This window comes from Motilibacter rhizosphaerae (genome assembly GCF_004216915.1).
GTDB classification, from domain to species: Bacteria; Actinomycetota; Actinomycetes; order Motilibacterales; family Motilibacteraceae; genus Motilibacter; species Motilibacter rhizosphaerae.
Genome location: NZ_SGXD01000006.1, coordinates 57523 through 82266, shown reverse-complemented (window position 1 = coordinate 82266; position 24744 = coordinate 57523). Strand labels below are relative to the sequence as shown.

Here is a 24744-nt window from a genome sequence, read left to right as displayed (position 1 = left end):
GGCGGACGAGCGAGGGCAGGGGGTGGGGAGCGTGCACCAGCGGGGTACGCGCGCGCGGGCGGCCCGCCTGCTCGCCGCTCTCGCCTGCACCGCCCTCGCCGGCCTCGTGGCCGCCGCCCCCGCCCGCGCGCAGGACCCCACCGTGAGCACCGACGCAACGGGCCCGCTGGTGCAGGCGACGGCCATGGCGCCGGGGGCGCCGCAGAGCGCCTGCGTCCGCGTCTCGTGGACCGGCGCGACCGACGCCGCGCTGGTCCCCTCCGCGACGGCCTCCGGGCCGCTCGCCGACTACCTCGACCTGCGCGTCGAGCGCGGCTCCGGCGGGGCGTACGGCGACTGCACCGGCTTCTCCGGCACCACCGTGTTCACCGGCACGCTCGCGGAGTACGCGCTGCTCCCCCGCACCTCCGCGAGCAGCATCGCCGTGGGCGTGCGGGGGGACGGCACCACGACGTACCGGCTCACGGTCAGCGTCGAGGGCGACGACCGCGCCCAGGGGGCGAGCGCCACCGCGTCGTTCGCCTGGTCGCTGCTCGACGTCGACGCGCCCGTCGCGCCGGTCCCCCCGCCGCCGGTGCCGAGCGCCGCGCCGACGCCCGCTCCGGTCGGACCGCCGAGCCCGACGCCGACCCCTGCGCGGACGCGGACGCCGTCCCCCGCTCCGTCTCCGGCCCGTACGCCGTCGCCGCGCGCGACGCCCGCGAGCACGCCGACGCCGGGCGAGGACCCGTCGCCGAGCAGCAGCGCGAGCGGCGGCTCCGGCGGTCCCGGGGACGGCGGCGCGGGCGGTCCCGGCGACGCGCCGCGCGACAGCGGCGGCGGCTCCGGCAGTGACCCCGGGAGCGGAAGCGACGCCGGCGCCGGCAGCACGGGCGGCGGTGTGTCCGGTGGCGCGGCCTCCGGGGGGCGCGCACCGCGCACCGGCTCGGCGCCGACCCGTCCCCGCGCGACCACCACGGTCCCGCTGACGGGGAGTCCCGACGCCGGCCCGTCCGGCCCCGGGCAGCTGCTCACCGACGTCGGGTCCGCCCTCGGCCGGGCCGCGCTCGCCCCGCTGCGCCCGTTCGCGAAGCCCCTCAAGGCCGTGAGCGCGCCGCTGCGGGCCCTGGTCTCACCGCTGCGCGGGCTGCTGCCGAGCGACCTCTCGACGATCGCGCCCGCGCTGAGCGACGCGAGCACCACCGTGGCCCGCCACTCCGGCTTCCCCAGCGCGCTGCTCGTCGTCGTCCTCGCCTTCCTCGGGCTGCAGGACCGCATCGACCGGCGCGACCCGAAGCTCGCCGCGGCACCGCTCTACTCCGACCCGCACCTGCCGTTCCCCCCGGACCCGCCGGACCTCGTGCCGGCGGGCGGGCCCGACGACCCGCCAGCAGACGACCCCACCGTCCACCACCCGACCACCGACCACCCGACCGCCGAGACCGCGAGGAGCGCTCCGTGAGCAAGCCGAACCCCGCCCGCTTCGGCCTCGTCCCGCTCGCCGACCGCATCCTCTGGTCGACCTGCCTGCGCGTCGGGCTCGTCGCCGCCTCGCTGCTGCTGTGGAGCCTGCACTCGGGCTCCGCGCGCCCCGGCGACCCCTCCGCCGTCGCCACCGCCACCGGCCTGTACGCCGTGGTGGTCCTCGGCACCGCGCTCTCCCCCCGCGGCGGCCGGTCGCTCGCGATCGCGGCCGTCAACGCCTCGCTCGTGCTCGACGGGCTGTTCCTCGGCGCGGTGTTCTGGGCGACCGGGGGGCTGGCCGGGCCCGTACCCGCGCTGCTCGTCGTGCACGTCAGCGCGGTGAGCCTGCTCACGTCGTTCCGGTCGGGGACCAAGGTCGCGCTGTGGCACTCGCTGGTGGTCCTCGTCGTCATCAACGCCGAGCGCGCCGACTGGCTCCCCCGCTGGGCAGGCGCCCCCAGCACGACGCGCGACTACGCGGCGTTCCTCGTCGTGCTGTGGGCGGCGGCGCTCGCGACCGCGACCTTCGCGGCCATCAACGAGCGGGAGCTGCGCCGCCGCCGCTACGACGCCGAGGTGCTGCACGGGCTCGCGTCGCAGCTCGAGGCCGTCCACGAGCCGCCGGCCATCGTCGAGCTGCTCGCGGTGCTCGCGACCGAGGAGCTGCTCGGGCGCCGCGCGGTCGTGCTCGTGCAGCCGCGCTCGTCGGCGACGGCGCTCGGCCGGCTCGAGGTCACGACCCCCGCCGCCGCCCGCCGCAGCCGCGGCGCGCAGGCCGAGATCCCGGCGGACCCGCCCGGCTCGCTGCTGCGCCGGGCGAGCGAGGCCGGCGACGCGCAGCTCGCCCGCTCGCTCGACGGGCTGCGCGACGCGTGGCTCGCCCAGCAGCTGCCGGACGCGCGCAACGTCGTCGCGCTGCCGCTGCCCCTCGACGGCGAGGTCGACGGCTGGCTCGCGGTCGACCTGGGCCCGAAGCACGGCAAGGGCGTCGAGCGGCGCCTCCTCTCCACCCTGACCCAGGCGTGCGCCCACGTCGGCCTGGCCCTGAGCCGTGCCGAGCTGGTCGCCCGCCTGCGGCGCGCCGCGCAGACCGACGGGCTCACCGGCGTCGCCAACCGCCGGGCGTTCGACGAGGCGATGCGCCGCGAGGTGCTCCGGGCCGAGCGCAGCGGCGCGCCGCTCGCGGTCGCCCTCGTCGACCTCGACCACTTCAAGAGCATCAACGACACCCACGGCCACGCGGCGGGCGACGACGCGCTGAAGGGCGCGGCGGCGGCGCTGCAGACGACCGCCCGGGCCGGTGACCTCGTCGCGCGCTACGGCGGCGAGGAGTTCGCGGTCATCCTCACGGGCACCACGCCGGCCCAGGCCGTCGAGGCCGTCGAGCGGTTCCGGCGGGCGGTCGCGACGGCCGACACCGGCGTCCCCGTGACCTGCAGCATCGGCGTCGCGGCCCTCCCCCGCGGCGAGGCCGACCCGGAGGAGCAGCCGGGCGAGGGCGCGGTGCAGGCGGCGATCGCCGCGCTGCTCGCGGACACCGACGCGGCGCTCTACCAGGCGAAGGAGACCGGGCGCGACCGGTGCGTGCTCGCCCCCCTGCGCGAGGTGGTCCCGACCTCCTGAGCGCACCGCTCGGGCAGGATGACCGGGTGCGCAGGTGGCGGGAGGCGGTCGCCGAGGCGCTGTACGCGCCAGGGGGCTTCTACCGCCGTCCGGAGGGGCCGGCGGGGCACTTCCGCACCAGCGCGCAGGAGCCGCTGTTCGCCGAGGCCGTCGCCGCCCTGGCCCGCGAGCTCGGGCTCGGCGCGGTCCTCGACGTCGGGGCGGGGCGCGGCGAGCTGCTGCACGGGCTGGCCGCGCACGCGCCGGAGCTGCGCCTGTGCGGGGTCGACGTCGTGCCCCGCCCGCCCGGCCTGCCACCCGGGGTCGGCTGGACGCAGCCCGAGGAGCGGACCGCCGGCGACGAGCCGGTGCTGGCCGTCGCCCACGAGTGGCTCGACGCCGTGCCCGTCGACGCGGTCGCGCTCGCGGAGGACGGTCCGCGCGTCCTCCTCGTCGACGACGACGGGAGCGAGGAGCCCGGACCGCCCGCGGACGACGCTGAGCTGGCGTGGCTGGAGCGCTGGTGGCCGCTCGCCGCACCGGGCGACCGCGCGGAGCTCGGCGGCCCGCGCGACGCGGCGTGGACAGCCCTGCTCCGCTCGCTGCCCCCCGGCAGCGCCGCGCTCGCCGTCGACTACGGCTCGCTGCGCGCGGAGCGCGCCGCCGGCGCCTTCACGGGCGGCACCCTGCGGGGGCACCGCGGGGGTCGGCTGGTCCCCCCGGTGCCGGACGGCTCCTGCGACATCACGGCCGCGGTCGCGATGGACGCCGTCCGCGCGGCGGGCGAGGCCTGCGGCGCGACGACGCTGCTCGACACGACGCAGCGCGAGGCGCTCGGCCGGCTGCTGGCCCCCGGCGGTGGGTGGGCCCGCGAGCTGGCCCGCGCCGAGCTGCGCGACCCGACGGGCGTCGGCGCCTTCCGCTGGCTGCTCCAGCGCCCCGCGGGCTAGCCGAGCAGCGCGTCGACGGCGCCGCCGAACAGCGCGGTGTGCCGGGCGACGTCCTGGATCGTCGTCTCGGGGCACATCAGCGCCATGTTGTGGAACGGCGTGAGCAGCACCCCGCGGTTGGCGAGGTGGAGGTGGAGGTACGCGTCGAGCTCCTCGTCCGCAGCCGCCGCCGACTCGCCGCCGTTGCGCGGGGCCGGCGCGGTGAAGCGGTACTCCGCCCGGGCGCCGAGCTGGACGACCGACCACGGCAGCCCGCGGGTCTCGATGATGGAGCGGACCTGCTCGGCGTAGGCCGTGCCGAGCGCCACCATCCGCTCGAAGGCGTCCTCGGTCAGCACGTCCTCGAGCGTCGCGCGCACGGCTGCGAGCGACAGCGCGTTGCCGGCCAGGGTGCCGCCGACCCCGCCGACGTCGACGAGGTCGGCGCCCGTCTCGTCCACGGCGCGGGAGAGCCGGTCGGCGACCTCCGCGCTCACGCCGTACGCACCGGCGGGGACGCCGCCGCCGATCGACTTGCCGATGGTGAGGAGGTCGGGCTGGAGCCCGTCGCGCGCCGTCATCCCGCCCGGCCCGGCGGACAGCGTGTGCGTCTCGTCGATGATGAGCAGCGTCCCCGCCGCGCGGGTGAGCTCGCGGACCCCCTCGAGGAAGCCGGGCTCGGGCAGCACGATGCCGATGTTGGTGAGCGCGGGCTCGGTGAGCACCGCGGCGACGTCACCGGCGGCGAGCTCGCGCTCGAGGGCTGCCAGGTCGTTCCACTCGACGACCCGGGTGGTGGTCGTGGGGTCGACGGCGGGGCCGACGTTGCCGGGGCGGCTGCGCGGCTGCCCGTCGGGGCCCACGACGACGAAGCTCTCGTCGACGGTGCCGTGGTAGGAGTACGAGAACACCAGCACCTTCGGCCGCCCGGTCACCAGCCGGGCCAGGCGCAGGGCCCAGCGGTTGGCGTCGGTCGCGCTGAGGGTGAACGACCAGCGGGCGAGCCCGAAGCGCCGGGTGAGCTCGGCAGCGACGACCTCGGCGTCCTCGGTCGGCATCATCGTCGTGATGCCCCCCAGGTCGTCGATGCGCCGGCGCACGGCGGCGACCGTCGCGGAGGGCGAGTGCCCGGCCATCGCACCGGTGTCCCCGAGGGCGAAGTCGACGTACTCCGTGCCGTCGACGTCGACGACGCGCGCGCCCTTCGCCTCGCGGAAGGCCAGGGGGAAGCCGCCCGTCCACATGCCCATCCACGTCATCGGCACCCGGCCCAGCAGGTGCTCGGCCCGGGCGTGGACGGCGGCGGAGCCGGGGTGGGTGCGGACGTAGGCGTCCCGCTCCTCCGCGAGGAGGGCGGCCAAGCGGCTCCTGTCGATCACCGGCACGTCGATCACCGGGACAAGGTAGCGCTGGTCCTGAGGGTCCGCGCTCACTTGGCGCAGGAATCCGTCGTCCAGCTCCCCTGGTCCGGCTCTTCCCGCAGGGACCCCGGAACGACGGGCGCTCGTCGCTCAAGGCCCCGCCGGGTGGTGCCGAAGGGCTCGTGTGACCCTCCTGCCGACCGCGCCGGGCGCGAGCGCTGCGGCGCCGCCAGCCGCGGAGCCGGCGCAGCCGCCCACCGGGCAGGCGGAGGCGTTCCTCAGCGCCGTCCTCTCCGACCTCAGCGACGCGATCGTCGCCTGCGACGCCGAGGGCAGGCTCACGCTGTTCAACAGCGCGGCCGTCGAGCTGCACGGGCTGCCCGCGGCCCCCCTGCTCTCCGACCAGTGGACGACGCACTACGACCTGCGCGACGGCACCGGCCGCCGGCTGTCCATGGGCGAGGTGCCGCTGTTCCGCGCGCTGCGCGGCGAGGTGGTGACGGCGTACGAGATGGCGGTCGGGCGACCCGACGGCACCACCCGCACCGTGCTGGCCAACGGTCGGCCGCTGCGCGCGCTGGACGGCACGCCCCTGGGCGCCGTCGTCTCCATGCGCGACGTGACCGAGGAGCGCCGCGCCGCCGCTTCCGCCGCGGTGAGCGAGGAGCAGTTCCGCACGGTCTTCGACGCGAGTGCCGCGGGCTTCCTGCTCACCGAGGAGGACGGCCGCATCCTCCGCGCGAACCCCGCGCTGTGCCGGATGCTCGGCCGTGACGAGGCCAGCCTGCTCGGGCTGACCTCGCGCGCCCTCACGCACCCCGACGACCGGCAGGCCAGCGCGATCGCGAGCGCGCTCGCGCTGCGCCAGCGCGACGCCCGGCCGGTGTTCCAGAACCGCTTCGTCCGCGCCGACGGCAGCGCGGTCTGGACCGAGGTCAGCCTGCGGGCGGTCGACGGCCCGGACGGCCGGGCGTACGGCCTGGCGCAGGTCGAGGACATCACGCTGCGCCGGCAGGCCGCCGAGCACGCCGAGCGCGAGACCGAGCGGCTGCGCGCCACCGTCGAGGTGCAGCGCGCGGTCACCGCGCAGGTCAGCGACCGGGCGCGCATGCTCCGGCTCATCGCCGAGCAGGCCGCCCTCGTGCTGCCGGCGGCGGACGGCGCCGTGGTCGAGCTGCTGCAGGGCGACGTGCTGCACTACGCGGCCGCCACGGGGCGGCTCACGCCCTTCGAGGGCATGGACATCCCCGTCGCCGGCTCGCTCGCCGGCCTCGCGCTGACCACGGGGACGACGGCCCGCTGCGACGACCCCGAGACCGACCCGCGGGTCAACCGGGAGGCCTGCCGGCGCGTCGGCATCGGCTCGATGCTGGTGGCGCCGCTGTTCGAGGAGGGGCACACCACGGGCGTGCTCAAGGTGAGCAGCGCGGAGCGGGGTGCCTTCACCACCGCCGACGCCCAGCAGCTCACGATGCTCGCCGACGCGCTCTCCACGGCGCTGCGCCAGGCCGACGACTACGCGCGCATCCAGGGCCTGCTCCGCGAGCGCACCGGCGCGCTCGACGCCCTGCACGACAGCGAGTCGCGCTTCCGGCTCGCCTTCGACAGCTCCCCGCTCGGCATGGCGATCACCTCGCTCGCCGACCCGCCCCGCTTCCTCCAGGTCAACGCCGCCATGAGCGCGATCACCGGCTACCCCGCCGACGAGCTCGTCGGCATGGCCGTCAGCACGCTGCACCACGAGGACGACCGCGCCGCGACGGCGTCCGTGCTGCAGGGCCTGCGCTCCGGCGAGTACGAGGGCGCGACCGTGGACCGGCGCTACCGCCGCTCCGACGGCAGCGTCGCGTGGGTGCGCATCCGCACCGCCGTCGTGCGTCCGCTGGACGGCTCCGCGGCGTACCTCGTCAGCCAGATCGAGGACATCTCCGAGCGCCGCGCCGCGGCCGAGGCGATCGCCGAGCGGACCAGCGCGCTCGAGGCGAGCAACCGGCAGCTCGAGCGCGCCAACCAGCTCAAGCTCGACCTCATCGGGATGCTCGGCCACGAGATCAACAACCCGCTGGCCGCGATCCTCGGCTACACCGACCTCGCGGCCGACACCTGGGACAGCCTCGACGAGGACGACCGGCGCCGCGTGCTCGACGTCGTCGGCCGGCAGGCCCGCAAGCTCGACGAGGTCGTCCGCGAGGTGCTGACCCTCGTCACCGCCGACGCCGGCCGGCTCGTCGCCCGCCCGGAGGCCGTCGAGGTGCGCGGCCTGCTCCGCGGCGTGCTCGACTCGACGCCGGGCGGCGAGGACGTCGCGCTGCGCGCGCCCGCCGAGGCGTACGCGCTGGTGCAGCCGCAGCACCTCGCGCAGGTGGTGCAGAACCTCGTGTCCAACGCCGCGAAGTACGCCGAGGGCGCCACCGAGCTCGCCGTCGTCCAGGACGGCGCGTGGGTGCTCGTCGAGGTGGCCGACCGCGGCCCCGGCGTGCCGGAGGAGTTCCGCGAGCGGCTCTTCGACCGCTTCAGCAGGGCCGACGGGACCGCGGGCTCCGTGCGCGGGACGGGGCTCGGGCTGCACATCGTGCGCGAGCTGGTCCGGGCCAACGGCGGCGACGTGGCGTACGAGCCGCGGCCGGGCGGCGGCTCGACGTTCCGCGTCCGCGTCCCCGCGCACGCCGGCCTGGCCTGAGGGCCCTGCGCCGGCGTCAGACCGTGACGGAGACGGCCTCCAGCTCGCGGATGATGAAGCCCCGCCCGTAGGACGGCTCGCCCACCAGCTCGAGCCCCGGCGCGCGGGCCGCCAGCTCGGCGAAGACGGCGCCCAGCTCCAGCCGCGCCATGGGCGCGCCCAGGCAGTAGTGGATGCCCGCGCCGAACGAGATGTGCGGGTTCGGGGTGCGCCCGAGGTCGAGCTGCTCCGGGTCGGCGAAGCGCTCCTCGTCGCGGTTGGCCGAGCCGAACAGCAGCGCGACCTGGGTGCCCCGGCGCACGGGGACCCCGGCGACGTCGGCGTCCTCCAGCGCCCAGCGGCTGAACAGCTGCAGCGGCGTGGCGAAGCGCAGCAGCTCCTCGACGGCGCTGGGCACGAGCGCCGGGTCCTCCCCGAGCGCGCGCCACAGCTCCCGGTGCTGCAGCAGCGTGGCGACGCCGTTGACGGTGACCCCGACGGTCGCCTCGTGGCCGGCGTTGAGCAGCAGCACGCACGTGCCGACGAGCTCGTCCTCGGTGAGCCGCTCGCCCTCGTCGACGACCTGGGTCAGCGCCGAGACGAGGTCGTCGCCCGGGCGGCGGCGGCGCTCGGCGGCGAGCGCGCGCAGGTAGTCAGCGAACTCCTCGGCGGCCACCACGGCGGCGCGCTGGTCGTCGGGGGTCGGGTGCAGCTCGTACATCCGGCACATGTCGTGCGACCAGGGCAGCAGCAGGCTCCGGTCGGACTCGGGCACCCCGAGCAGGTCGGAGATGACGGCGAGCGGCAGCGGCTCGGCGATGGTGCGGCGCAGCTCCACCTCACCCCCGTCGGCGCCCGCCGCGAGCAGGTCGTCGACCAGGCCGCGGGCGATGAGCTGCACCTGCGGGCGCAGCGCCTCGACGCGCGCCGGGGTGAAGGCGCGCGAGACGAGCCGGCGCAGCCGGGTGTGGTCCGGCGGCTCGGTGTCGAGCATCCCGTCGCGCACGACCGACCAGAACGGCGCGAGCGCCGGCGGCTCGGACGGCCGGCCCATCTCGGCGTGGGTCGCGACGTGCAGGTAGCTGCGCCCGAACCTGCGGTCGCGCAGCACCGCGTCGACGTCGGCGTGGCGGGAGACCAGGACCTGGCCCGTGTGGGGCGACCACGCGACGGGGGCCTCGCGCCGCAGCCGCGCGTAGACGGGGTACGGGTCGGCCACGAAGGAGGGGTCGGCGGGCTCGAAGTCCGGAGCGCCGGGCAGGTCCGTGCCGATCATGGTGGACGCCACTGTAACGGGCGTGGGGGCCGGATGCCCCCGTCATCGCAGGTCCTTCGCCCGCCCGGACGCAGGCCGGAGGTCCCCGGACGAGGTGCTGCTCAGCCCGGCGGCTGCTCCACCGGGGCCTCCGCCCACCGCTCCGACCGGGCGACCCGCCGCGCGGTGCGCGCCCGCTCCACCTCGCCGACGAGCAGCGCGCCGGCCTCGGCCGTGGCGCGGTGCCGGGCGCGCACCCGCAGCGTCGGCGCGACGTGCACCTCGAGGGAGGCGAGCCCGAGCCGGCGCTGCACCGGTCCCTGCAGCAGGGCCGTCGACTGCACCTTCGCGTGCGGCACGACCGTGGTCACCCGGCGCAGGGCACCGGTGCGCACGACGAGCAGCTGGTCGTCGGCCCCGGCCCCGAGGACCGGGGCGGCCAGCGGGTCGAGCCAGCGCGCGCGGGGCCCCGGCGGCGCGAGGGGCACGGTGCGGGCGCCGGGGTGCTCGCCGACCTCGGCACCGAGGACGCGGTCCACGAGGTCCCACCCCGTGGCGGCCGGGACGACGGGCAGCAGCGTCCCCGTCTGCACCGTCGCCTCCTTGCCGTAGCCCGCGACCGTCACCTCCAGCCGCACCCAGCCGCGGCGGCGCCAGAGCAGCGGCTCGACGACGCGCACGGCCTGCACGCGACCGGGCGGGACGGTCTGGTGCCGGGTCTCGAACAGCCCGTGGCGCAGCCGCAGCCCGGCCGCGGAGCCCGCGACCGCGAACAGCGCGTCGGCCTGGCCGCGCACGAGGACGGTGTGCGCGGGGACGACGAGCGGCGGCAGCACCGTCACCAGCAGCTCGGGCGTGCGCAGCACCACGGCCAGGGCCACCGCGACCCCCACGAGCAGGAGGCCGACGACGGTGCCGCCCTGCAGCAGCAGGCTGGCGACGTAGCGCCGCGTCGGCACCTCGTGCAGGAGGTGCTCCTCGGGCTCGGCCGGCGCGGCTCCGGGGCGGTCGTCGCGCGCGACGCCGGCGGCACGGGCCAGCAGCTCGGCGCGGAGCGCGAGCGCGTCGGCCTCCCCCAGGTAGGCGAGCCCGCCCTCGGCCTGCTTCCCCCCGCCCGCGACCTCGAGGCGCAGCTCGGCCAGGCCGGCGAGCCGGGCCAGCAGCGGGCGCACCACGTCCACGGCCTGCAGCCGGTCGAGGCGGATGCGCCGCGAGCGGCGGACGAGCAGACCGCTGTCGATGCGCAGGTCCTCCCCGTCGAAGCCGAAGCTCGTCGTCCGCCAGCCCAGCCACCCGAGCAGCGCGGCGACGGGCAGGGCGGCCAGCAGCGCGTACGCCGCGATGCGGGCGCCGCCGTGGCGCTCGAGACCGACCTGCTGGCCGACGACGACGGCGAACGCGGCGTACGCCTTCCACCCGCGGACGAGCGGGGTCAGCGGGTGCAGCCGGCGGACGGGACCCGTCACAGCCCCGCTGCCCGGGCCTCGCCGCGCGCCGCGAGCCGGTCGCGCAGCCGCGCGGCCTCCGCGGGCACCAGTCCGCGGACGACGACCTCGCTCGTCGCCGCGCCGGTGTGCAGCTGCACGGTGGCGAGCCGGGCCAGCCGGTGCACGGGGTCGGCGGTGACGTCGACGAACTGCATCCGGCCGTACGGCACCACGACGAGGCGGCGCACGAGCACGCCGTGGCGGACGAGGAGGTCCTCCCCGCGCTCGGCGTACGCCCAGGACGCCACCGCCCGCCCGACCCAGACGGAGGCGAGCAGCGCCCCGACCACCCCGAGCCCGAGCGGGAGGGCGGCCCAGCCCCCTCCGCCCAGCAGCAGCACGAGCGCCCCGACGCCGAGCCCGGCGAGCAGGAGCAGCGGGCAGAGCAGCAGCCGGCGGACCGCCGCGAGGCGCGGGGACACGCCGCGCCACTCGACGTCCAGCGCGTCGAAGGCGGGATCGGTCACGCGCCGCAGCGTACGGGCGGGGTGGCGGGGGCTGGGACGATGGGCGGGTGGAGAGCAGCCGCGGGACGGGCAGCCTGGTCGCCGGCGTCGGCGCGAGCACCGGGTGGGGCGAGGGGGCCGCCGACCTCGTGCTGCCGATCGGCCCGCAGCACCCCTCGGCCCACGGTGGCATCCGGCTGCGGCTGGCGCTGGAGGACGGCGTGGTCCGCAGCGTCGAGCCGGAGGTCGGCTTCATGCACCGCGGAGCCGAGAAGCTGTTCGAGGTGCGCGACTACCGGCAGATCCTCGTGCTGGCGAACCGCCACGACTGGCTCTCGGCGTTCGGCAACGAACTCGGCATCGTGCTGGCCACCGAGCTGCTGCTGGGGATGGCGGTGCCGCCCCGCGCCACCTGGGCGCGCACGTGCCTCGCCGAGATCGGCCGCACGCTCGCCTCGCTGGCGTTCCTCGCCTCCCCGCCCGACCCGCACGGCGAGGGGACCGTCACGCACCAGGAGGTCCTCGCGCTGCGCGAGCCGCTCCAGCGCGTGCTCGAGGAGGTCTCCGGCGGCCGGGTCCACTTCATGCTCAACCGCGTCGGCGGGCTCAAGGAGGACGTGCCCGCCGGGTGGCCGGAGCGGGCGGCCGCGGCCGTCGCCGAGGTGCGCGCCGGGCTGCCCCGCGTCCGCGCCCTGACGGTCGGGGACCCCGCCCTCGCCGCCCGGCTGCGCGGCATCGGCGTCCTCCCGCGGGAGGCCGCGCTGGGCTGGGGCGCCAGCGGGCCCGTGGCGCGGGGCTCGGGGGTGGGCGTCGACCTGCGACGCGACGCGCCGTACCTCTCCTACGGCGCGCTCGACGTGCCGCGCGTCGTGCGCGCGGAGGGCGACGCGCTGGCGCGCTGGGAGGTGCTGCTGGAGTCCGCGACCGACGCGCTGGCGCTCGCCGAGGCCTGCCTGCCGGCGCTCGAGGCCTCCACCGGCGAGGAGCACGCCGTCCGCCTGCCGAAGGTGCTGACCGTCCCGGTCGGCACCGCGTACGCCGCCACCGAGAACCCGCTCGGGCTCAACGGCTACTACCTCGTCTCGCGCGGCGGGAAGGTGCCGTGGCGGCTCAAGCTGCGCAGCGCGTCGTTCGGCAACGTGCAGGCGGTGCAGGCGCTCCTGCCCGGTACGCGGGTCGAGGACCTCGCCGCGGTCGTCACCTCGCTGTTCTTCGTCACGGGCGACGTCGACCGCTGAACCCCGAGGCCCCCGGCACCCCCTCCCCCGTGATCATGCACATCCTGGGAGGACGCCGAGGGCCCGCCCACGTGCGTGGACGGGCCCCTGGACGTGCTGCGTCAGCTGGCGGGCGTCAGGCCGCCGTCCGAGCTGAAGACCAGGCCGATCGAGATCTTGCCGGTCTTGAGCGCGGTCTGCGTGAGCGGGCCGCCCGCGTCGAGCGCCTGGAACTTGTCGAACTTCAGTCCGTAGGTCGACTCGAGCCCGGGCTGGCAGAACGGCCGGGTCGGGCACTCTGCCGGGCCGCCGAGCACGAGGCCGGAGCCGCAGGCCGTGGTGAGGTCGGAGAGCGTCTTCACCTTGTGCTCGTCGGCGAACTTCTTCGTCACCGCGAAGGCGTTCTGGTCGGCGGCCTCCGCCGGCTTGCCGAGCGCGAGGCCGGCCTTCTTGGCGAGGGGCTGCACCGCGGCGAGCGTCGCGTCGGTGTCCGAGGTCGCGAGCGCCTTGGCGTTCGCACCGTTCTGCCCCTTGTTGAGGAACTCCGTGAGGGTGCCGAGGTACTCCGGCACGACCTGGAGCTGGCCCTTCTCGAGCGCCGGGAGGTAGACCTCGCGGTTGCCGACCGTCTGCACCTTGGCCGAGAAGCCGGCCGCGTCGAGGACGTCGGCGTAGATCGAGGCGACGGTCTGGTTCTCGGCGAAGTTCGCCGCGCCGACCGTGATCGAGCCCTTGCCGCCGGACAGGCCGCTCGCGAGGCCCTTCGCCGCGACGTAGGCCTTCGCGACGTTCGGCGAGGTCTTGCGCTCGGCGCTGACCTGGCGGTTGAGGTCGACCAGGTCGCTGGTCGTCAGCGTGGACGAGACCTTGTCCAGCGCTGCGGTCAGCGCCGGCGTCGCGGCCTTCGCGTTGATCGCGGGCACGACGTTGTCGACCGTCTGCAGCTTCTTGTCGTCGGTGAGCACGACGAGCTGGCTGTCGGCGACCGGTGCGCAGGCCGCGCCGCCGGTCCCGGCCGAGGCGTCACCGGCCGCGCCGGACGCGGCCCCGGATGCGAGTGGCGCGCTGCTGGCGCCCCCGCTGCCCGCGGGTGCCGCTCCCGCGCTCGTGCCGCTCGAGGAGCCGGAGGCCCCGCAGCCCGCCAGCACGAGGGCGGCGGCCAGCACCGCTCCCGCCGTGGTCGTACGCCGTACGGACATCGCGCTTCCTCCTCGCATCCCCCCGCCACGATGTGCGGCGGCGTGGCCCCACACGGGCCCTGGTGTACACCCCACCCGACCACGCGCTGTGATGCAAGCGAGAAGGCGCCGCGTTCACATCGTGGACACGTCCCCGCACGAGGACGAGCGCGTCAGCGGGCGCCGGCGAGCCCCTTGGGCGTCACCCAGCGCTGCACCCCGGCGAGCGCGAGCTCGGCGACGACGGCGAGCAGCGCCACGAGGAAGCCGCCCGCGACGGTCTCGCCGTAGCGCTGCGTGCTCAGCCCCTCGTTGATGAGCACGCCGAGCCCTCCCCCGCCGACCAGCGCGGCGATCGTCGCGGTCGCGATGACCTGCACGACCGCGGTGCGGATCCCGGCGGCGAGCAGCGGCAGCGCGATCGGCAGCTCGACCCGCAGCAGCAGCTGGCCCTCCGACATGCCCATGCCCCGCGACGCCTCGACGAGCTCGGGGTCGACGCCCCGCATCCCGACGTACGCGTTGGCGAGCAGCAGCGGCGCCGCGAACAGCGCGAGCGCGAACTCGCTCGCCCGGTCGCCGAACCCCACGGGCGTGGTCGCGAGGATCGTCAGCACCGCGAGCACCGGCACCGCGCGGGTGAGGTTGGTGAGCGCCACGGTCGCCGGGCCGCCGCGGCGCACGTGCCCGAGGAGCACGCCGATCGGCAGCGCGACCACGCCGGCCGCCACGACCGAGACGGCGGTGATCCGCAGGTGCTCGAGCAGCAGCGACGGGACGCCGTGGTCCCCGCGCCAGTTGTCGGGGTCGTTCACCCAGACGTACGCGTCGTGCAGGTAGCTCATGCCCGCCCCCTCGCCCACGGCGTGAGCAGCCGTGACGCTCCCAGCAGCAGCAGGTCCAGCACGAGCGCCAGCAGCACGCAGAGCAGGGAGTTCGTGAAGATCTCCGCGCGGTAGAAGTTGTTGTTGAAGCCGCGCAGGATCAGCTGGCCCAGCCCGCCGTAGCCGACCACGACGCCCACCGTCACGAGCGCGACCGTGGAGACGGTCGCGAGCCGGATGCCCGTGAGCACCGCGGGCAGGGCGACGGGCAGCTCCACCTGGAGCAGCATGCGCACCGGCCCGTACCCGAGCCCGCGGGCGGCCTCCCGCACGTCGTCCGGGACGCCGTCGAGGCCGACCAGCGTGTTGCGGATGAGGATGAGCAGCGCGTAGACCACGAGGCCGATGAGCACGGTGCGCGCCCCGATGCCGCTCCAGGGCGCGAGGACGGCGAAGAACGCCAGCGAGGGGATGGTGTAGAGCACACCCGCGACGCCGAGCAGCGGCCCGCGCAGCCACCTGCGGCGGCGGGCGAGCACGGCCAGCGGCAGGGCGACGAGCGTGGCGATGACCACGGTCTCGACCGTCAGGGTGACGTGGTGCTCGAGAGCAGACAGGATGTCCTGACGGTTGTCACGCACGTAGCCCCAGTCGAACCACGGGTTCGGGGCTGAGGAGGCCATGGATGGACGCTACCGCCAACGGCACCGCCCGGCCCGACGCCATCCGCCTCGAGGCGGTCGCGAAGCAGTACCCGGACGGGACGACCGCGGTCCGCGCCCTCGACCTCGCCGTCACCGCGGGCGAGATGGTCGCGCTGGTCGGCCCGAGCGGCTGCGGCAAGACGACGACCTTGAAGATGATCAACCGGCTCATCGAGCCCTCGAGCGGGCGCATCCTGCTCGACGGCGAGGACGTCACGCGCGCCGACGCCACGCAGCTGCGCCGGCGCATCGGCTACGTCATCCAGTCCGGCGGGTTGTTCCCCCACCGCACCGTGCTCGACAACGTCGGCACCGTCCCCTCGCTGCTCGGCTGGGACAAGAGGCGCACCCGCGCCCGCGCGACCGAGCTGCTCGAGCTCGTCGGGCTCGACCCGGCCGTGCACGGTCCGCGCTACCCCCACCAGCTCTCCGGCGGGCAGCGCCAGCGCGTCGGCGTCGCCCGCGCGCTCGCCGCGGACCCGCCCGTCCTGCTGATGGACGAGCCGTTCGGCGCCGTCGACCCCGTCGTCCGCGACCGGCTGCAGGTCGAGTTCCTCCGCCTGCAGGAGCAGGTGGGCAAGACGGTCGTGCTCGTGACGCACGACATCGACGAGGCCGTCCGGCTGGGCGACCGCATCGCCGTGCTGTCCGAGGGTGGCGTGCTGGAGCAGTACGACACGCCCGCCGCCGTCCTCGGCAGCCCCGCCACCGACTTCGTCGCCGGCTTCGTCGGCGCCGACCGCGGGCTCAAGCGGCTCTCGGTGACGGAGATCGCCGAGCAGGACCTCGACCACCCTCCGGTGGTGCGCGTGGAGCAGTCGCTCGCGGAGGCGGCCGAGGTGCTGCGCCGCGAGGGCGCCTCGTGGGCGGTCTGCGTCGACGAGGGCGGCGCCCTGCGCGGGTGGGTCGGCATCCCCGACACCGTGCGCGGGTCGGGCACGGTCGGCGAGGCCTGCCACCGCATGGAGGCGTGGGTGCCGGCGCGCAGCACGCTCAAGCACGCCCTGCAGGAGATGCTCCAGCACGACGCCGGCTGGGTGGCGGTCCTCGACGGCGCGCGCTACCTCGGCGTGCTCACGCCCAAGACGCTGCACGAGGCGCTGCGGCGCAGCGTGGACTCCGACGCGCTCGGGGTGGACCTCAGCCAGGCGGAGGTCGACAGCATCCCCGGCTGAGCCCCAGCGCCGGACCAGTGCTGGTCAGCGCCGGTCGGCGCCGCTCGGGTCGTCCTCGTCGTCGTCGGGCAGCCGCAGCACGCGCTCGAGGGCGACGGCGGCGGCCACGACGAGCACGGAGCAGACCACCACGGCGGCGCAGCCGACCAGCCGGGAGGTGCGCAGCTCGCTGTGCGCGTCCGGGACGAGGTACGCCGCATAGCCGAGGTACGCGCCGCCCACGACCGCCCCCACGGCGCCCGACGCCTTCGCCGCCGCCACGGCCCGCGCGGCCGAGAGCGGCTCGAGCGGGCGGGCGTCCGGGTGGCCGGAGACGCGCTGGCGCCAGGCGCGGACGGCGACCGCGAGGCCGACGGCGACGACCAGCAGTCCCACGGGCAGGGTCGGGGGGACGGCGAGCCAGGAGGCGGTGAGGACGTCGACGCTGCGCGCGTCGAGCAGGACGAGCAGCGCCCAGGCCGCCACGCCGGCGACGACCGCGACCGTCGCGAGGACGGCGATGCGCATCGGGCGCAGGCGCGGTGTCACACCAGCTCCAGCGGCAGCTCGCCCTCGGCCGGGCGCACGGAGGCGCGCTCCTCCTCGGGCAGCCCCGCGAGCAGCTCGTCGACGCGGCGGCCCAGCAGCAGCGCGCCCGGCTCGAGCGCCGCCCACGGCACCAGCACGAAGGCGCGCTCGTGCGCGCGCGGGTGGGGCAGCAGCAGCTCGGGGGCCGCGCTCTCCACCCCGTCGTAGGACAGCAGGTCGACGTCGAGCGTGCGCGCGCCCCAGCGCTCGGTCCGCACCCGGGCGTACGCCGCCTCGATGCGGTGGGCCGCGGCCAGCAGGTCGGCGGGCGGCAGCGCGGTCTCGAGGCGGACGACGGTGTTGAGGTAGTCGGGCTGCGGGCCGCTGCCGGGCAGGGTGACCGCTGCGGTCTCGACGAGCGGGGCGACGCCCGTGACCCGCGTGCCGGGCAGGCCGGCGAGCCCGAGCAGAGCGCCCTGGAGCGCGCTACGGCGGTCGCCGAGGTTGGCCCCGAGCGCGACCCGCGCGACCCGGGTGCGGGAGCGGCGCACGACGACGGCGACGTCCCCGAACGGCGTGGGGATCGGCGCGGTCGGCTTGTGCACGACGACCTCGACGTCGGCGACGATCGGCGCGCTCGCCAGCACGTCGTCGGCGATGCGCCCGGCGAGGGTCTCGATGAGGTCGGAGGGCTCGCCCTCGATCCGCGCCAGCACCTGCAGCGCGAGGCCGCCGTAGTCGACGGTGCGGTCGAGCGCGTCGGTGGCGGCGGCAGGGGCGAGGTCGAGCCCGAGCACGACGTCGACGACGAACTCCTGGCCGTCGCGCCGCTCGAACTCGAACACCCCGTGGTAGCCCGTCGCGCGCACGCCCCGCAGCTCGATGCGGTCGCGCGGAGCCTCAGCCACGCGGACCATCCCCCTCGCTCGTGCCCTGCGGACCGGTTCCCGTCCCGTCGTCCGCGTCGTCGTCGTCCATGTGGTCGTCGTCGTCGTCCTCGCTGGTGCCGAGCACCGGGGAGGAGTGGTGGACGACGACGCGCCACCCGCCGGGGGTGCGGGTCAGCACCTTGGTGGAGACGGCCCGCGCCCCGACGAAGCCGTCCTCGCTGCCCTCCGCGCCGGTGAGCATCGACTCGCCGCAGGTCACGACGGCGGTGTCGCCCTCGATGCGGGTCTCGAGGTCGGTGAGGAAGAACTGGACGTAGGGCGCGCCGCCCATGACGACGGCCCAGGAGCGCATGACCTGGCCGCGCCCGCGCAGGGCGGGCCACCCGGGGTGCACGCAGACGATGTCGTCGCTGTCGAGCCACACGGCCTGCATGAGGTCGAGGTCGGCGGTCTCGATGGCGGTGTACAGCGAGCGCGTGACGCGCTCCACCGCGCGGCGGTCCTCGGCGCCGACCGGGCTCATCGCGCCGCTCCGGCCGCCGCGACCACGTCGACAGCGGCGCGGTTGGCCCGGGCCTCGTGCACGCGGACGGCCCACGCGCCGGCCGCGGCCGCGAGGGCGCTCACGGCGACGGTGGCCGCCTCGCGCTCCTCCACGGGCAGGGGCACGGAGCCCTCGGGCCGGCCGACGAGGCCGAGGAACCGCTTGCGGGAGGCGCCGACGAGCACGGGCAGGCCGAGCGAGGCGATCTCCTGCAGACGGGCGAGCAGCGCCCAGTTGTGCGCGGCGGTCTTGGCGAAGCCGAGCCCCGGGTCGACGACGAGCTGCTCGGCCGCGAGGCCGAGGGCCAGCAGGTCGGCGACGCGCTCGGCGAGCTCGGCGCGCACGTCGGCGACGACGTCCGCGTAGACCGCGCGCGCCTGCATGCCGGCGCTGTGCCCGCGCCAGTGCATGGCGACGTACGCCGCTCCCGCGTCCCGCGCGACCCGCGGGAGGTCGGGGTCGGCGAGCCCGCCGGAGACGTCGTTGACGAGGACCGCCCCGGCCTCGAGCGCAGCCTGCGCGGTGCTCGCCCGCATGGTGTCGATGCTGACGACGACGCCCGCCGCGGCGAGCTCCCGGACGACCGGCAGCACCCGGCGGGCCTCCTCGTCGGGCTCCACGCGCCCCGCGCCGGGGCGGGTCGACTCCCCGCCGACGTCGACGAGGTCGGCCCCCTCGGCCACCAGCGCGAGGCCGTGCTCGACCGCCGCGCGCGGGTCGAGCCACCGGCCGCCGTCGCTGAACGAGTCGGGCGTGACGTTGAGGACGCCCATGACGAGGCAGCGGTCCTGCGGCAGCGTCGCCGGGAGGCCGACCACGGGGGGAGCGGCGGGGCTCACCGGCCGAGGATCAGGCTCATGGCCTCGGCCCGGGTCGCGGGGTCGCGCAGCTGGCCGCGCACGGCGCTGGTCACGGTCTTCGCGCCGGGCTTGCGGATGCCGCGCGTGGACATGCAGGTGTGCTCGGCCTCGACGACGACGATCACGCCGCGCGGGCCGAGGATCCGCTCGAGGGAGTCGGCCACCTGGGTGGTCAGCCGCTCCTGCACCTGGAGGCGGCGGGCGTAGACCTCGACGAGGCGCGCCAGCTTGGACAGGCCGGTGATCCGCCCCTCGGGGCCGGGGATGTAGCCGACGTGCGCCACGCCGTAGAACGGCAGCATGTGGTGCTCGCAGGCGCTCACCATCGGGATGTCCTTGACGAGGACCATCTCGTCGTGGCCGAGGTCGAAGGTCGTGGTGAGCACGTCCTCCGGCTCCATCCACAGCCCGGCGAACAGCTCGCGGTAGGCGCGGGCGACGCGGGCGGGGGTGTCCCGGATGCCGTCGCGGTCGGGGTCCTCCCCGAGCGCGAGGAGCAGCTCGCGCACCGCGGCGCGAGCCCGCTCCTCGTCGTACGCCGGGCGCCCCGCCCGCTCGCTGCGGGTGACGTCGCTCTGCTCGAGCGGGCCGTCCTCGTCGACGACCGCGCCCGCCTGCTCGGCCATCAGCCCTCGGTGGGCAGCGGACCGCCCGGGACGTCGGTCGGCGCGCCGGTCCCCATGGACTTCTCCAGGCGGCCGTTGGGCGCGTGGCCGTTGGCGACGAGCTCGCGCTCCTTGCGGGTCAGCACCGGGCCGTCGCCGGGGCGGAACTTCGGCGAGCCCGTCCACGCCGGACGGGGAGCGCGGCGACGCACGTCGGAGAAGACCTCGGCGATCTGCTCCTTGTTGAGCGTCTCCTTCTCCATGAGCTCGAGCACGAGCCGGTCGAGGATGTCGCGGTTGTCCGAGAGGATCTGCCACGCCTCCTCGTGCGCCGCCTCGATGAGGCCGCGCACCTCGCTGTCGACGACCGAGGCGACCTCCTCGGAGTAGTCGCGCTGGTGGCCCATGTCGCGCCCGAGGAAGGGCTCGCCGTTGGTCTGGCCGAGCTTGATCGCCCCGATGCGCTGGGTCATGCCGTACTGCGTGACCATGGCGCGCGCGACGCCGGTGGCCTTCTCGATGTCGTTGGCGGCACCGGTCGTGGGGTCGGCGAAGACGAGCTCCTCGGCCGCGCGCCCGCCCAGCATGTAGGCCAGCTGGTCGAGCATCTCGTTGCGCGTCGTCGAGTACTTGTCGTCGTCGGGCAGCACCATCGTGTAGCCGAGGGCGCGCCCGCGCGGCAGGATCGTCACCTTGTGCACCGGGTCGGTGTTCGGCAGCGCTGCGGCGACCAGGGCGTGACCGCCCTCGTGGTACGCCGTGAGCTTCTTCTCCTTGTCGCTCATCAGGCGCGTCTTCTTCTGCGGGCCGGCCACGACGCGGTCGATCGCCTCGTCCATGGCGTACGGGCCGATGAGCTTCTGGTCGCTGCGCGCGGTGAGCAGGGCGGCCTCGTTGAGCACGTTGGCGAGGTCGGCACCGGTGAAGCCGGGCGTGCGGCGCGCGACTGCCATGAGGTCGACCGAGGGGTCGATCGGCTTGCCGCGGGCGTGCACCTGGAGGATCTTGTGCCGGCCGTTGAGGTCGGGGCTCTCGACCGCGATCTGCCGGTCGAAGCGGCCCGGGCGCAACAGCGCCGGGTCGAGGATGTCGGGCCGGTTGGTCGCGGCGATGAGGATCACGCCGCCCTTGACGTCGAAGCCGTCCATCTCGACGAGCAGCTGGTTGAGGGTCTGCTCGCGCTCGTCGTGGCCGCCGCCGAGGCCCGCGCCGCGGTGCCGGCCCACGGCGTCGATCTCGTCGATGAACACGATGGCCGGAGCGTTGGTCTTGGCCTGCTCGAACAGGTCGCGGACGCGGCTGGCGCCGACGCCGACGAACATCTCGACGAAGTCCGAGCCGGAGATCGAGTAGAACGGCACGCCCGCCTCGCCGGCGACGGCACGGGCGAGCAGCGTCTTGCCGGTGCCGGGAGGGCCGTAGAGCAGGACGCCCTTCGGGATCTTGGCGCCGATGGCCTGGAACTTCGCGGGGTTCTCCAGGAACTCCTTGATCTCCTGGAGCTCCTCGACGGCCTCGTCCGCGCCGGCGACGTCGGCGAACGTCGTCTTGGGGGTGTCCTTCGACACGACCTTGGCCTTGGACTTGCCGAAGTTCATGACCCGCGAGCCGCCGCCCTGCATCGAGTTCATGACGAACAGGAAGACGACGAAGATGAGCAGGATCGGCAGGACCGTGAGCAGCAGGCTGACGAACCAGCTCTGCCGGGGCACCTCGACGTCCCAGCCCTCGGACGGCTGGTGCGTCTGCAGCTGCTGCACGATCGAGACCTGCTGCATGTCGACGTAGGACGCGCGGACCTTGTCGGCCCCGTCGACCTCCTGGCCCTTCTTCAGGGTCAGCTCGAGCCGCTGGTCGCGGTCGACGAGCTTCGCCGACTGGACCTGGTCCCTGTTGATCGCGTCGAGCGCGCTCTGGGTGTCGACGGTCTTGTAGCCGCCCGACGACCGGATCGTCGTCATGACGAGCACGGCCGCGAGCACGGCGAGGAGGACCCAGAACACGGGTCCGCGGAAGAAGCGCTTGAGGTCCATCGAAGCGGGGCGGGTGGCCCCGTCCCTCCTCGAGTAGCGACGGTCTGGTTGCCGACGGTACACCGGGAGCGCTGGAGCCCGCCGGGGCCGGCTCCGGGCGCCCCAGGAGGCGTGCACCGGGGACGCACGGTCAACGTGCGCCCGGGACCCATTGTTCCGGCGGGAGCGCCCCGCCACACCTCGGGGCGTCAGCGGTAGACGTGCGGCGCGAGCGTCCCGACGAAGGGGAGGTTGCGGTACTTCTCGGCGTAGTCGAGGCCGTAGCCGACGACGAACTCCTCGGGGATGTCGAAGCCGACGTAGCGCACGTCGACGTCGACCTTCGCCGCCTCGGGCTTGCGGAGCAGCGCGGCGACCTCGAGGGAAGCCGGCTGGCGCGAGCGCAGGTTGGCGAGCAGCCACGACAGCGTGAGGCCCGAGTCGATGATGTCCTCGACGACCAGCACGTGGCGGCCGGAGATGTCGCGGTCGAGGTCCTTGAGGATGCGCACGACTCCCGAGCTCTTGGTCCCCGAGCCGTACGACGAGACGGCCATCCAGTCCATGTCGACGTGGATCCGCAGCGCGCGGGAGAGGTCCGCCATCACCATGACCGCGCCCTTGAGCACCCCGACGAGGAGCAGGTCGCGCCCCTCGTAGTCGGCGGCGATCTGCTCGGCCAGCTCCGCCAGGCGCCCGGCGATCTGCTCCTCGGTCACGAGGACCTTCTCGAGGTCGCCTGCGACGTCCGCCTGCTGCACGTCCTGCCTCCAGCCCGCTCGTCAGCCGGGCAGCGCCCGGTCGAGGCTCACCCTGCCACACCGCCGCCGCGCCCTGACACCGCCCGGCAGGTCCAGCGGGCCCTGCCCCCTCCACCGGGTGACGAGGGCATCCACGGCGTCCACGTGGGACAGGGCGAGCTCCCCCGCGGGGCAGCCGGCGGCGAGCGCGGCCCGGCGCAGCACGCGGGTGCGCACGGCCGCGGGGAGTGCGGCCAGGGCGGCGACGTCGAGGCCGTCGCCGTCCGACGCCTCGTCGAGCGCGCGGGCGGCCCACGCGTCCAGCGCGTCAGCGTCCTGCTGCAGCAGCCGGGCCGTGCGCGCCAGCGCCCCGGCCACCCCGGGCCCGAGCGCGTCCTCGAGCGCCGGGAGGGCCTGTGCGCGGACCCGCACCCGGGCGTACGCGGCCGAGCCGTTGTGCGGGTCGTCCCACGGGACGAGCCCCGCGGCGAGGCAGGCGCGCCGGCACTCGGCCCGGTCCACGTCGAGCAGCGGGCGGCGCCAGCGCCCGTCGACGGGGCGCATCCCCGCGAGCGAGCGCGCTCCCGAGCCCCGCGCCAGGCCGAGCAGCACGGTCTCGGCCTGGTCGTCGCGGGTGTGGCCGAGCAGGACCGCGGGGGCACCCACGGCGTCGGCGCAGGCGCTCAGGGCGGCGTAGCGCGCGGTGCGCGCCGCCGCCTCCGGCCCGCCGTGCTCCCCCACAGCCACCTGCTGCACCGCGACGGGCGCGAGGCCCAGCCCCGCCAGCGCGTACGCCGCGGCGGCGGCCACCTCGCCCGACCCGGGCTGGAGCTGGTGGTCGACGACGACGGCCCCGGCGCGCAACCCGGCGCGCGGGGCCTCGAAGGCGGCCGCGGCCGCGAGGGCGAGGGAGTCCGCACCCCCGCTGCACGCGACGAGCACGGCGCCGCCGGGCGGCAGGTCCGCCAGCGCGGCGCGCACGGCTCCGCGGACCCGCGCGAGCGCGGGGTCGAGCGCGCCGCCCACGGGTCAGGCCGCGTGCACGCGCGCGACCCACGCGGCGGGGTCGGCGATCTCCTCGGGGCGGGGCAGCGTCTCGGGCGACTCCCAGACGCGGTTGAACCCCTCCATGCCGACGGCGTCGAGGACGCCGCGGACGAAGACGGCGCCCTCGCGGTACTGCCGCATCTTCGCCTCCAGCCCGAGTAAGCGGCGCACGGCGCTGTCCTGCAGGCTCGTCGACTCGCGGCGGCGCTGGAACCGCTCGCGGATCTGCGCGACCGACGGCACGACCTGCGGGCCCACGTCGTCCATGACGACGTCGGCGTGGCCCTCGAGCAGCGACATCACCGCGGTCACCCGGGCGAGCGCGGCCCGCTGCGCGTCGCTCTGCACGGCCTCGACGAGCGAGGCGCCGGGAGTGCCGCGGACCGCGGAGACCACGGCGCGGAGCACCGCCCACAGCCGGCGCAGCGCCGCGGCAGCGTCGAGCTCGGTCGCGTCGATGAAGACCTCGAGCTGCTCGCGGAGGTGGTCGCGGAGCCACGGCGCGACGGCGAACTGGACCCGGTGGGTCTCCTCGTGCAGGCAGACCCAGAGCCGGAAGTCCGACGGGTCGACGTCGAGCTCGCGCTCGACGGCCACGACGTTGGGAGCGACGAGGAGCAGCCGGCCGCCGGAGGCCGCGGGGGCGAACACCTCGTACTGGCCGAGCACCTTCGCCGAGAGCAGGGCCAGCAGGCCACCGGCCTCGGCGCCGGTGAGCGCCCCGCCGACGGCGAGCGCGGCCGGGGAGGCGCCGGGGCCCTTGCGCCGACTGGCGAGGCGCAGCACCAGCGGGTCGAGCACGGCGGCGAAGGCGTCGGCGTTGGCGCGGATCCACGAGGGCCGGTCGACGACGAGGACGGCACCGTCGCCGGCGGGGGCGACGAGGCCGGTGTGCTCGCGCACGTGCGCCTGGGCGCGGCCGGCAGCATCGCGCAGCTCGGCGACGACGGCTGCGGCCTCCGCCCGGTCGAGGCTCGGCGGGCGCGGAGCCAGGCGCACCGCCGCCGCGACGGCCAGGTCCCAGTCGACGGTGGGGACTGCGGGAGCGCTCATGCCCTCACGCTATGCGCTCCGCGCGCGGGCGCAGCGCGACGTCGAGGTCGCTCAGCGCAGCACGACGATCGCGGCGGGTCCCACGACGAGACCGGCGACGACGAGCCCGCTGCCGAGGGCCGGGCGCTGCTTGACGAGCGCCACGAGGCCGGCGAGGACGAGGACCGCGCCCGCCACCGCGAGCCAGTTGGGCAGCGTGCCCATGT

General features: G+C 76.1%; 23 protein-coding genes. 6 read left to right on the top strand and 17 right to left on the bottom strand.

The features are described from left to right. The first annotated feature begins 31 nt into the window (after positions 1-31). Genes EV189_RS18660 through EV189_RS18650 form a run of 3 tightly spaced genes read left to right on the top strand, consistent with a single transcriptional unit; the run spans position 32 to position 3995 of the window. Positions 32-1441 (top strand): hypothetical protein, encoded by a 1410-nt coding sequence (locus EV189_RS18660; RefSeq protein WP_165400387.1) that lies wholly within the window; start codon positions 32-34, stop codon positions 1439-1441. Continuing rightward, positions 1438-3066 carry a GGDEF domain-containing protein gene (locus tag EV189_RS18655; RefSeq protein WP_130494518.1) on the top strand — a complete coding sequence of 543 codons (1629 nt, stop codon included), beginning with the start codon at positions 1438-1440 and terminating at the stop codon, positions 3064-3066. The genes EV189_RS18660 and EV189_RS18655 overlap by 4 nt, the downstream gene beginning before the upstream one ends. 26 nt (positions 3067-3092) lie before the next feature. Next, positions 3093-3995 (top strand): SAM-dependent methyltransferase, encoded by a 903-nt coding sequence (locus EV189_RS18650; protein ID WP_231116568.1) that lies wholly within the window; start codon positions 3093-3095, stop codon positions 3993-3995. Here EV189_RS18650 and EV189_RS18645 read toward each other — a convergent pair. Then, positions 3992-5365 (bottom strand): transaminase, encoded by a 1374-nt coding sequence (locus tag EV189_RS18645; protein WP_130494559.1) that lies wholly within the window; start codon positions 5363-5365, stop codon positions 3992-3994. The genes EV189_RS18650 and EV189_RS18645 overlap by 4 nt on opposite strands. Positions 5366-5519: 154 nt before the next feature. Between EV189_RS18645 and EV189_RS18640 the strand changes: the two genes are divergently transcribed. Then, a complete protein-coding gene (locus tag EV189_RS18640; protein WP_130494517.1) occupies positions 5520-8015 on the top strand; it encodes a PAS domain S-box protein in 2496 nt (831 codons plus the stop codon). A 16-nt stretch (positions 8016-8031) separates the two neighbouring features. Here EV189_RS18640 and EV189_RS18635 read toward each other — a convergent pair whose 3' ends face one another. The 3 genes from EV189_RS18635 to EV189_RS18625 form a co-directional block, all read right to left on the bottom strand. Beyond that, positions 8032-9270 (bottom strand): cytochrome P450, encoded by a 1239-nt coding sequence (locus EV189_RS18635; protein WP_130494516.1) that lies wholly within the window; start codon positions 9268-9270, stop codon positions 8032-8034. 101 nt (positions 9271-9371) lie between these two features. After that, positions 9372-10715: a PH domain-containing protein gene (locus EV189_RS18630; RefSeq protein WP_130494515.1), complete on the bottom strand. Its 1344-nt coding sequence runs from the start codon at positions 10713-10715 to the stop codon at positions 9372-9374. Then, positions 10712-11203: a PH domain-containing protein gene (locus EV189_RS18625; protein WP_231116566.1), complete on the bottom strand. Its 492-nt coding sequence runs from the start codon at positions 11201-11203 to the stop codon at positions 10712-10714. The genes EV189_RS18630 and EV189_RS18625 overlap by 4 nt, the downstream gene beginning before the upstream one ends. A 47-nt stretch (positions 11204-11250) precedes the next feature. Here EV189_RS18625 and EV189_RS18620 point away from each other — a divergent pair, with 47 nt between their 5' ends. Further along, positions 11251-12420, top strand: a complete 1170-nt coding sequence (locus tag EV189_RS18620) for an NADH-quinone oxidoreductase subunit D-related protein (RefSeq protein ID WP_196788598.1) — start codon at positions 11251-11253, stop codon at positions 12418-12420. Positions 12421-12521: 101 nt separating this feature from the next. Here the strand turns inward: EV189_RS18620 and EV189_RS18615 are convergent, their stop codons facing one another. The 3 genes from EV189_RS18615 to EV189_RS18605 form a co-directional block, all read right to left on the bottom strand. Continuing rightward, the gene (locus EV189_RS18615; protein WP_130494513.1) at positions 12522-13598 is read right to left on the bottom strand and encodes a glycine betaine ABC transporter substrate-binding protein; all 1077 of its coding nucleotides are present in this window, start codon (positions 13596-13598) and stop codon (positions 12522-12524) included. Positions 13599-13750: 152 nt separating this feature from the next. Beyond that, the gene (locus tag EV189_RS18610; RefSeq protein ID WP_130494512.1) at positions 13751-14422 is read right to left on the bottom strand and encodes an ABC transporter permease; all 672 of its coding nucleotides are present in this window, start codon (positions 14420-14422) and stop codon (positions 13751-13753) included. Further along, positions 14419-15084 (bottom strand): ABC transporter permease, encoded by a 666-nt coding sequence (locus EV189_RS18605; RefSeq protein WP_130494511.1) that lies wholly within the window; start codon positions 15082-15084, stop codon positions 14419-14421. Before EV189_RS18605 ends, EV189_RS18610 begins: the two co-directional genes overlap by 4 nt. A 2-nt stretch (positions 15085-15086) precedes the next feature. Between EV189_RS18605 and EV189_RS18600 the strand changes: the two genes are divergently transcribed. Further along, positions 15087-16280 (top strand): ABC transporter ATP-binding protein, encoded by a 1194-nt coding sequence (locus tag EV189_RS18600; protein ID WP_130494510.1) that lies wholly within the window; start codon positions 15087-15089, stop codon positions 16278-16280. Between the two features lie 24 nt (positions 16281-16304). Here the strand turns inward: EV189_RS18600 and EV189_RS18595 are convergent, their stop codons facing one another. The 10 genes from EV189_RS18595 to EV189_RS20395 all read right to left on the bottom strand — a co-directional run bounded on the left by EV189_RS18595 (position 16305) and on the right by EV189_RS20395 (position 24742). Continuing rightward, on the bottom strand, positions 16305-16787 hold the full coding sequence (locus tag EV189_RS18595) for a DUF3180 family protein (RefSeq protein WP_130494509.1): 483 nt from the start codon (positions 16785-16787) through the stop codon (positions 16305-16307). 17 nt (positions 16788-16804) lie between these two features. Then, complete coding sequence (gene folK / locus EV189_RS18590) at positions 16805-17704, bottom strand: 2-amino-4-hydroxy-6-hydroxymethyldihydropteridine diphosphokinase (protein WP_130494508.1); 900 nt, start codon at positions 17702-17704, stop codon at positions 16805-16807. Beyond that, positions 17688-18200 (bottom strand): nuclear transport factor 2 family protein, encoded by a 513-nt coding sequence (locus EV189_RS18585; RefSeq protein ID WP_130494507.1) that lies wholly within the window; start codon positions 18198-18200, stop codon positions 17688-17690. Before EV189_RS18585 ends, folK begins: the two co-directional genes overlap by 17 nt. Beyond that, positions 18197-18994: a dihydropteroate synthase gene (folP, locus tag EV189_RS18580; protein ID WP_130494557.1), complete on the bottom strand. Its 798-nt coding sequence runs from the start codon at positions 18992-18994 to the stop codon at positions 18197-18199. Before folP ends, EV189_RS18585 begins: the two co-directional genes overlap by 4 nt. 62 nt (positions 18995-19056) lie before the next feature. Next, positions 19057-19707 carry a GTP cyclohydrolase I FolE gene (gene folE / locus EV189_RS18575; RefSeq protein ID WP_130494506.1) on the bottom strand — a complete coding sequence of 217 codons (651 nt, stop codon included), beginning with the start codon at positions 19705-19707 and terminating at the stop codon, positions 19057-19059. Then, on the bottom strand, positions 19707-21719 hold the full coding sequence (gene ftsH, locus EV189_RS18570; RefSeq protein WP_130494505.1) for an ATP-dependent zinc metalloprotease FtsH: 2013 nt from the start codon (positions 21717-21719) through the stop codon (positions 19707-19709). Before ftsH ends, folE begins: the two co-directional genes overlap by 1 nt. 188 nt (positions 21720-21907) lie before the next feature. Further along, positions 21908-22459, bottom strand: a complete 552-nt coding sequence (hpt, locus tag EV189_RS18565) for a hypoxanthine phosphoribosyltransferase (RefSeq protein WP_130494504.1) — start codon at positions 22457-22459, stop codon at positions 21908-21910. A 21-nt stretch (positions 22460-22480) separates the two neighbouring features. After that, positions 22481-23464: a tRNA lysidine(34) synthetase TilS gene (gene tilS / locus EV189_RS18560; protein ID WP_130494503.1), complete on the bottom strand. Its 984-nt coding sequence runs from the start codon at positions 23462-23464 to the stop codon at positions 22481-22483. Positions 23465-23467: 3 nt separating this feature from the next. Beyond that, positions 23468-24538 (bottom strand): zinc-dependent metalloprotease, encoded by a 1071-nt coding sequence (locus EV189_RS18555; protein WP_130494502.1) that lies wholly within the window; start codon positions 24536-24538, stop codon positions 23468-23470. Positions 24539-24589: 51 nt separating this feature from the next. Beyond that, positions 24590-24742, bottom strand: coding sequence for a hypothetical protein (locus EV189_RS20395; protein WP_165400386.1), 153 nt, complete (start codon positions 24740-24742; stop codon positions 24590-24592). Positions 24743-24744 lie beyond the last annotated feature (2 nt).

Coding starts and splice junctions, on each gene's coding strand:
- EV189_RS20395 (WP_165400386.1), bottom strand. CDS start 24,742: ATGGGCACGCTGCCCAACTGGCTCGCGGTGGCGGGCGCGGTCCTCGTC.
- EV189_RS18555 (WP_130494502.1), bottom strand. CDS start 24,538: ATGAGCGCTCCCGCAGTCCCCACCGTCGACTGGGACCTGGCCGTCGCG.
- folP (WP_130494557.1), bottom strand. CDS start 18,994: ATGGGCGTCCTCAACGTCACGCCCGACTCGTTCAGCGACGGCGGCCGG.
- EV189_RS18605 (WP_130494511.1), bottom strand. CDS start 15,084: ATGGCCTCCTCAGCCCCGAACCCGTGGTTCGACTGGGGCTACGTGCGT.
- folE (WP_130494506.1), bottom strand. CDS start 19,707: ATGGCCGAGCAGGCGGGCGCGGTCGTCGACGAGGACGGCCCGCTCGAG.
- EV189_RS18610 (WP_130494512.1), bottom strand. CDS start 14,422: ATGAGCTACCTGCACGACGCGTACGTCTGGGTGAACGACCCCGACAAC.
- ftsH (WP_130494505.1), bottom strand. CDS start 21,719: ATGGACCTCAAGCGCTTCTTCCGCGGACCCGTGTTCTGGGTCCTCCTC.
- EV189_RS18635 (WP_130494516.1), bottom strand. CDS start 9,270: ATGATCGGCACGGACCTGCCCGGCGCTCCGGACTTCGAGCCCGCCGAC.
- EV189_RS18585 (WP_130494507.1), bottom strand. CDS start 18,200: ATGAGCCCGGTCGGCGCCGAGGACCGCCGCGCGGTGGAGCGCGTCACG.
- EV189_RS18595 (WP_130494509.1), bottom strand. CDS start 16,787: ATGCGCATCGCCGTCCTCGCGACGGTCGCGGTCGTCGCCGGCGTGGCG.
- EV189_RS18615 (WP_130494513.1), bottom strand. CDS start 13,598: ATGTCCGTACGGCGTACGACCACGGCGGGAGCGGTGCTGGCCGCCGCC.
- folK (WP_130494508.1), bottom strand. CDS start 17,704: ATGGTCCGCGTGGCTGAGGCTCCGCGCGACCGCATCGAGCTGCGGGGC.
- EV189_RS18600 (WP_130494510.1), top strand. CDS start 15,087: ATGGACGCTACCGCCAACGGCACCGCCCGGCCCGACGCCATCCGCCTC.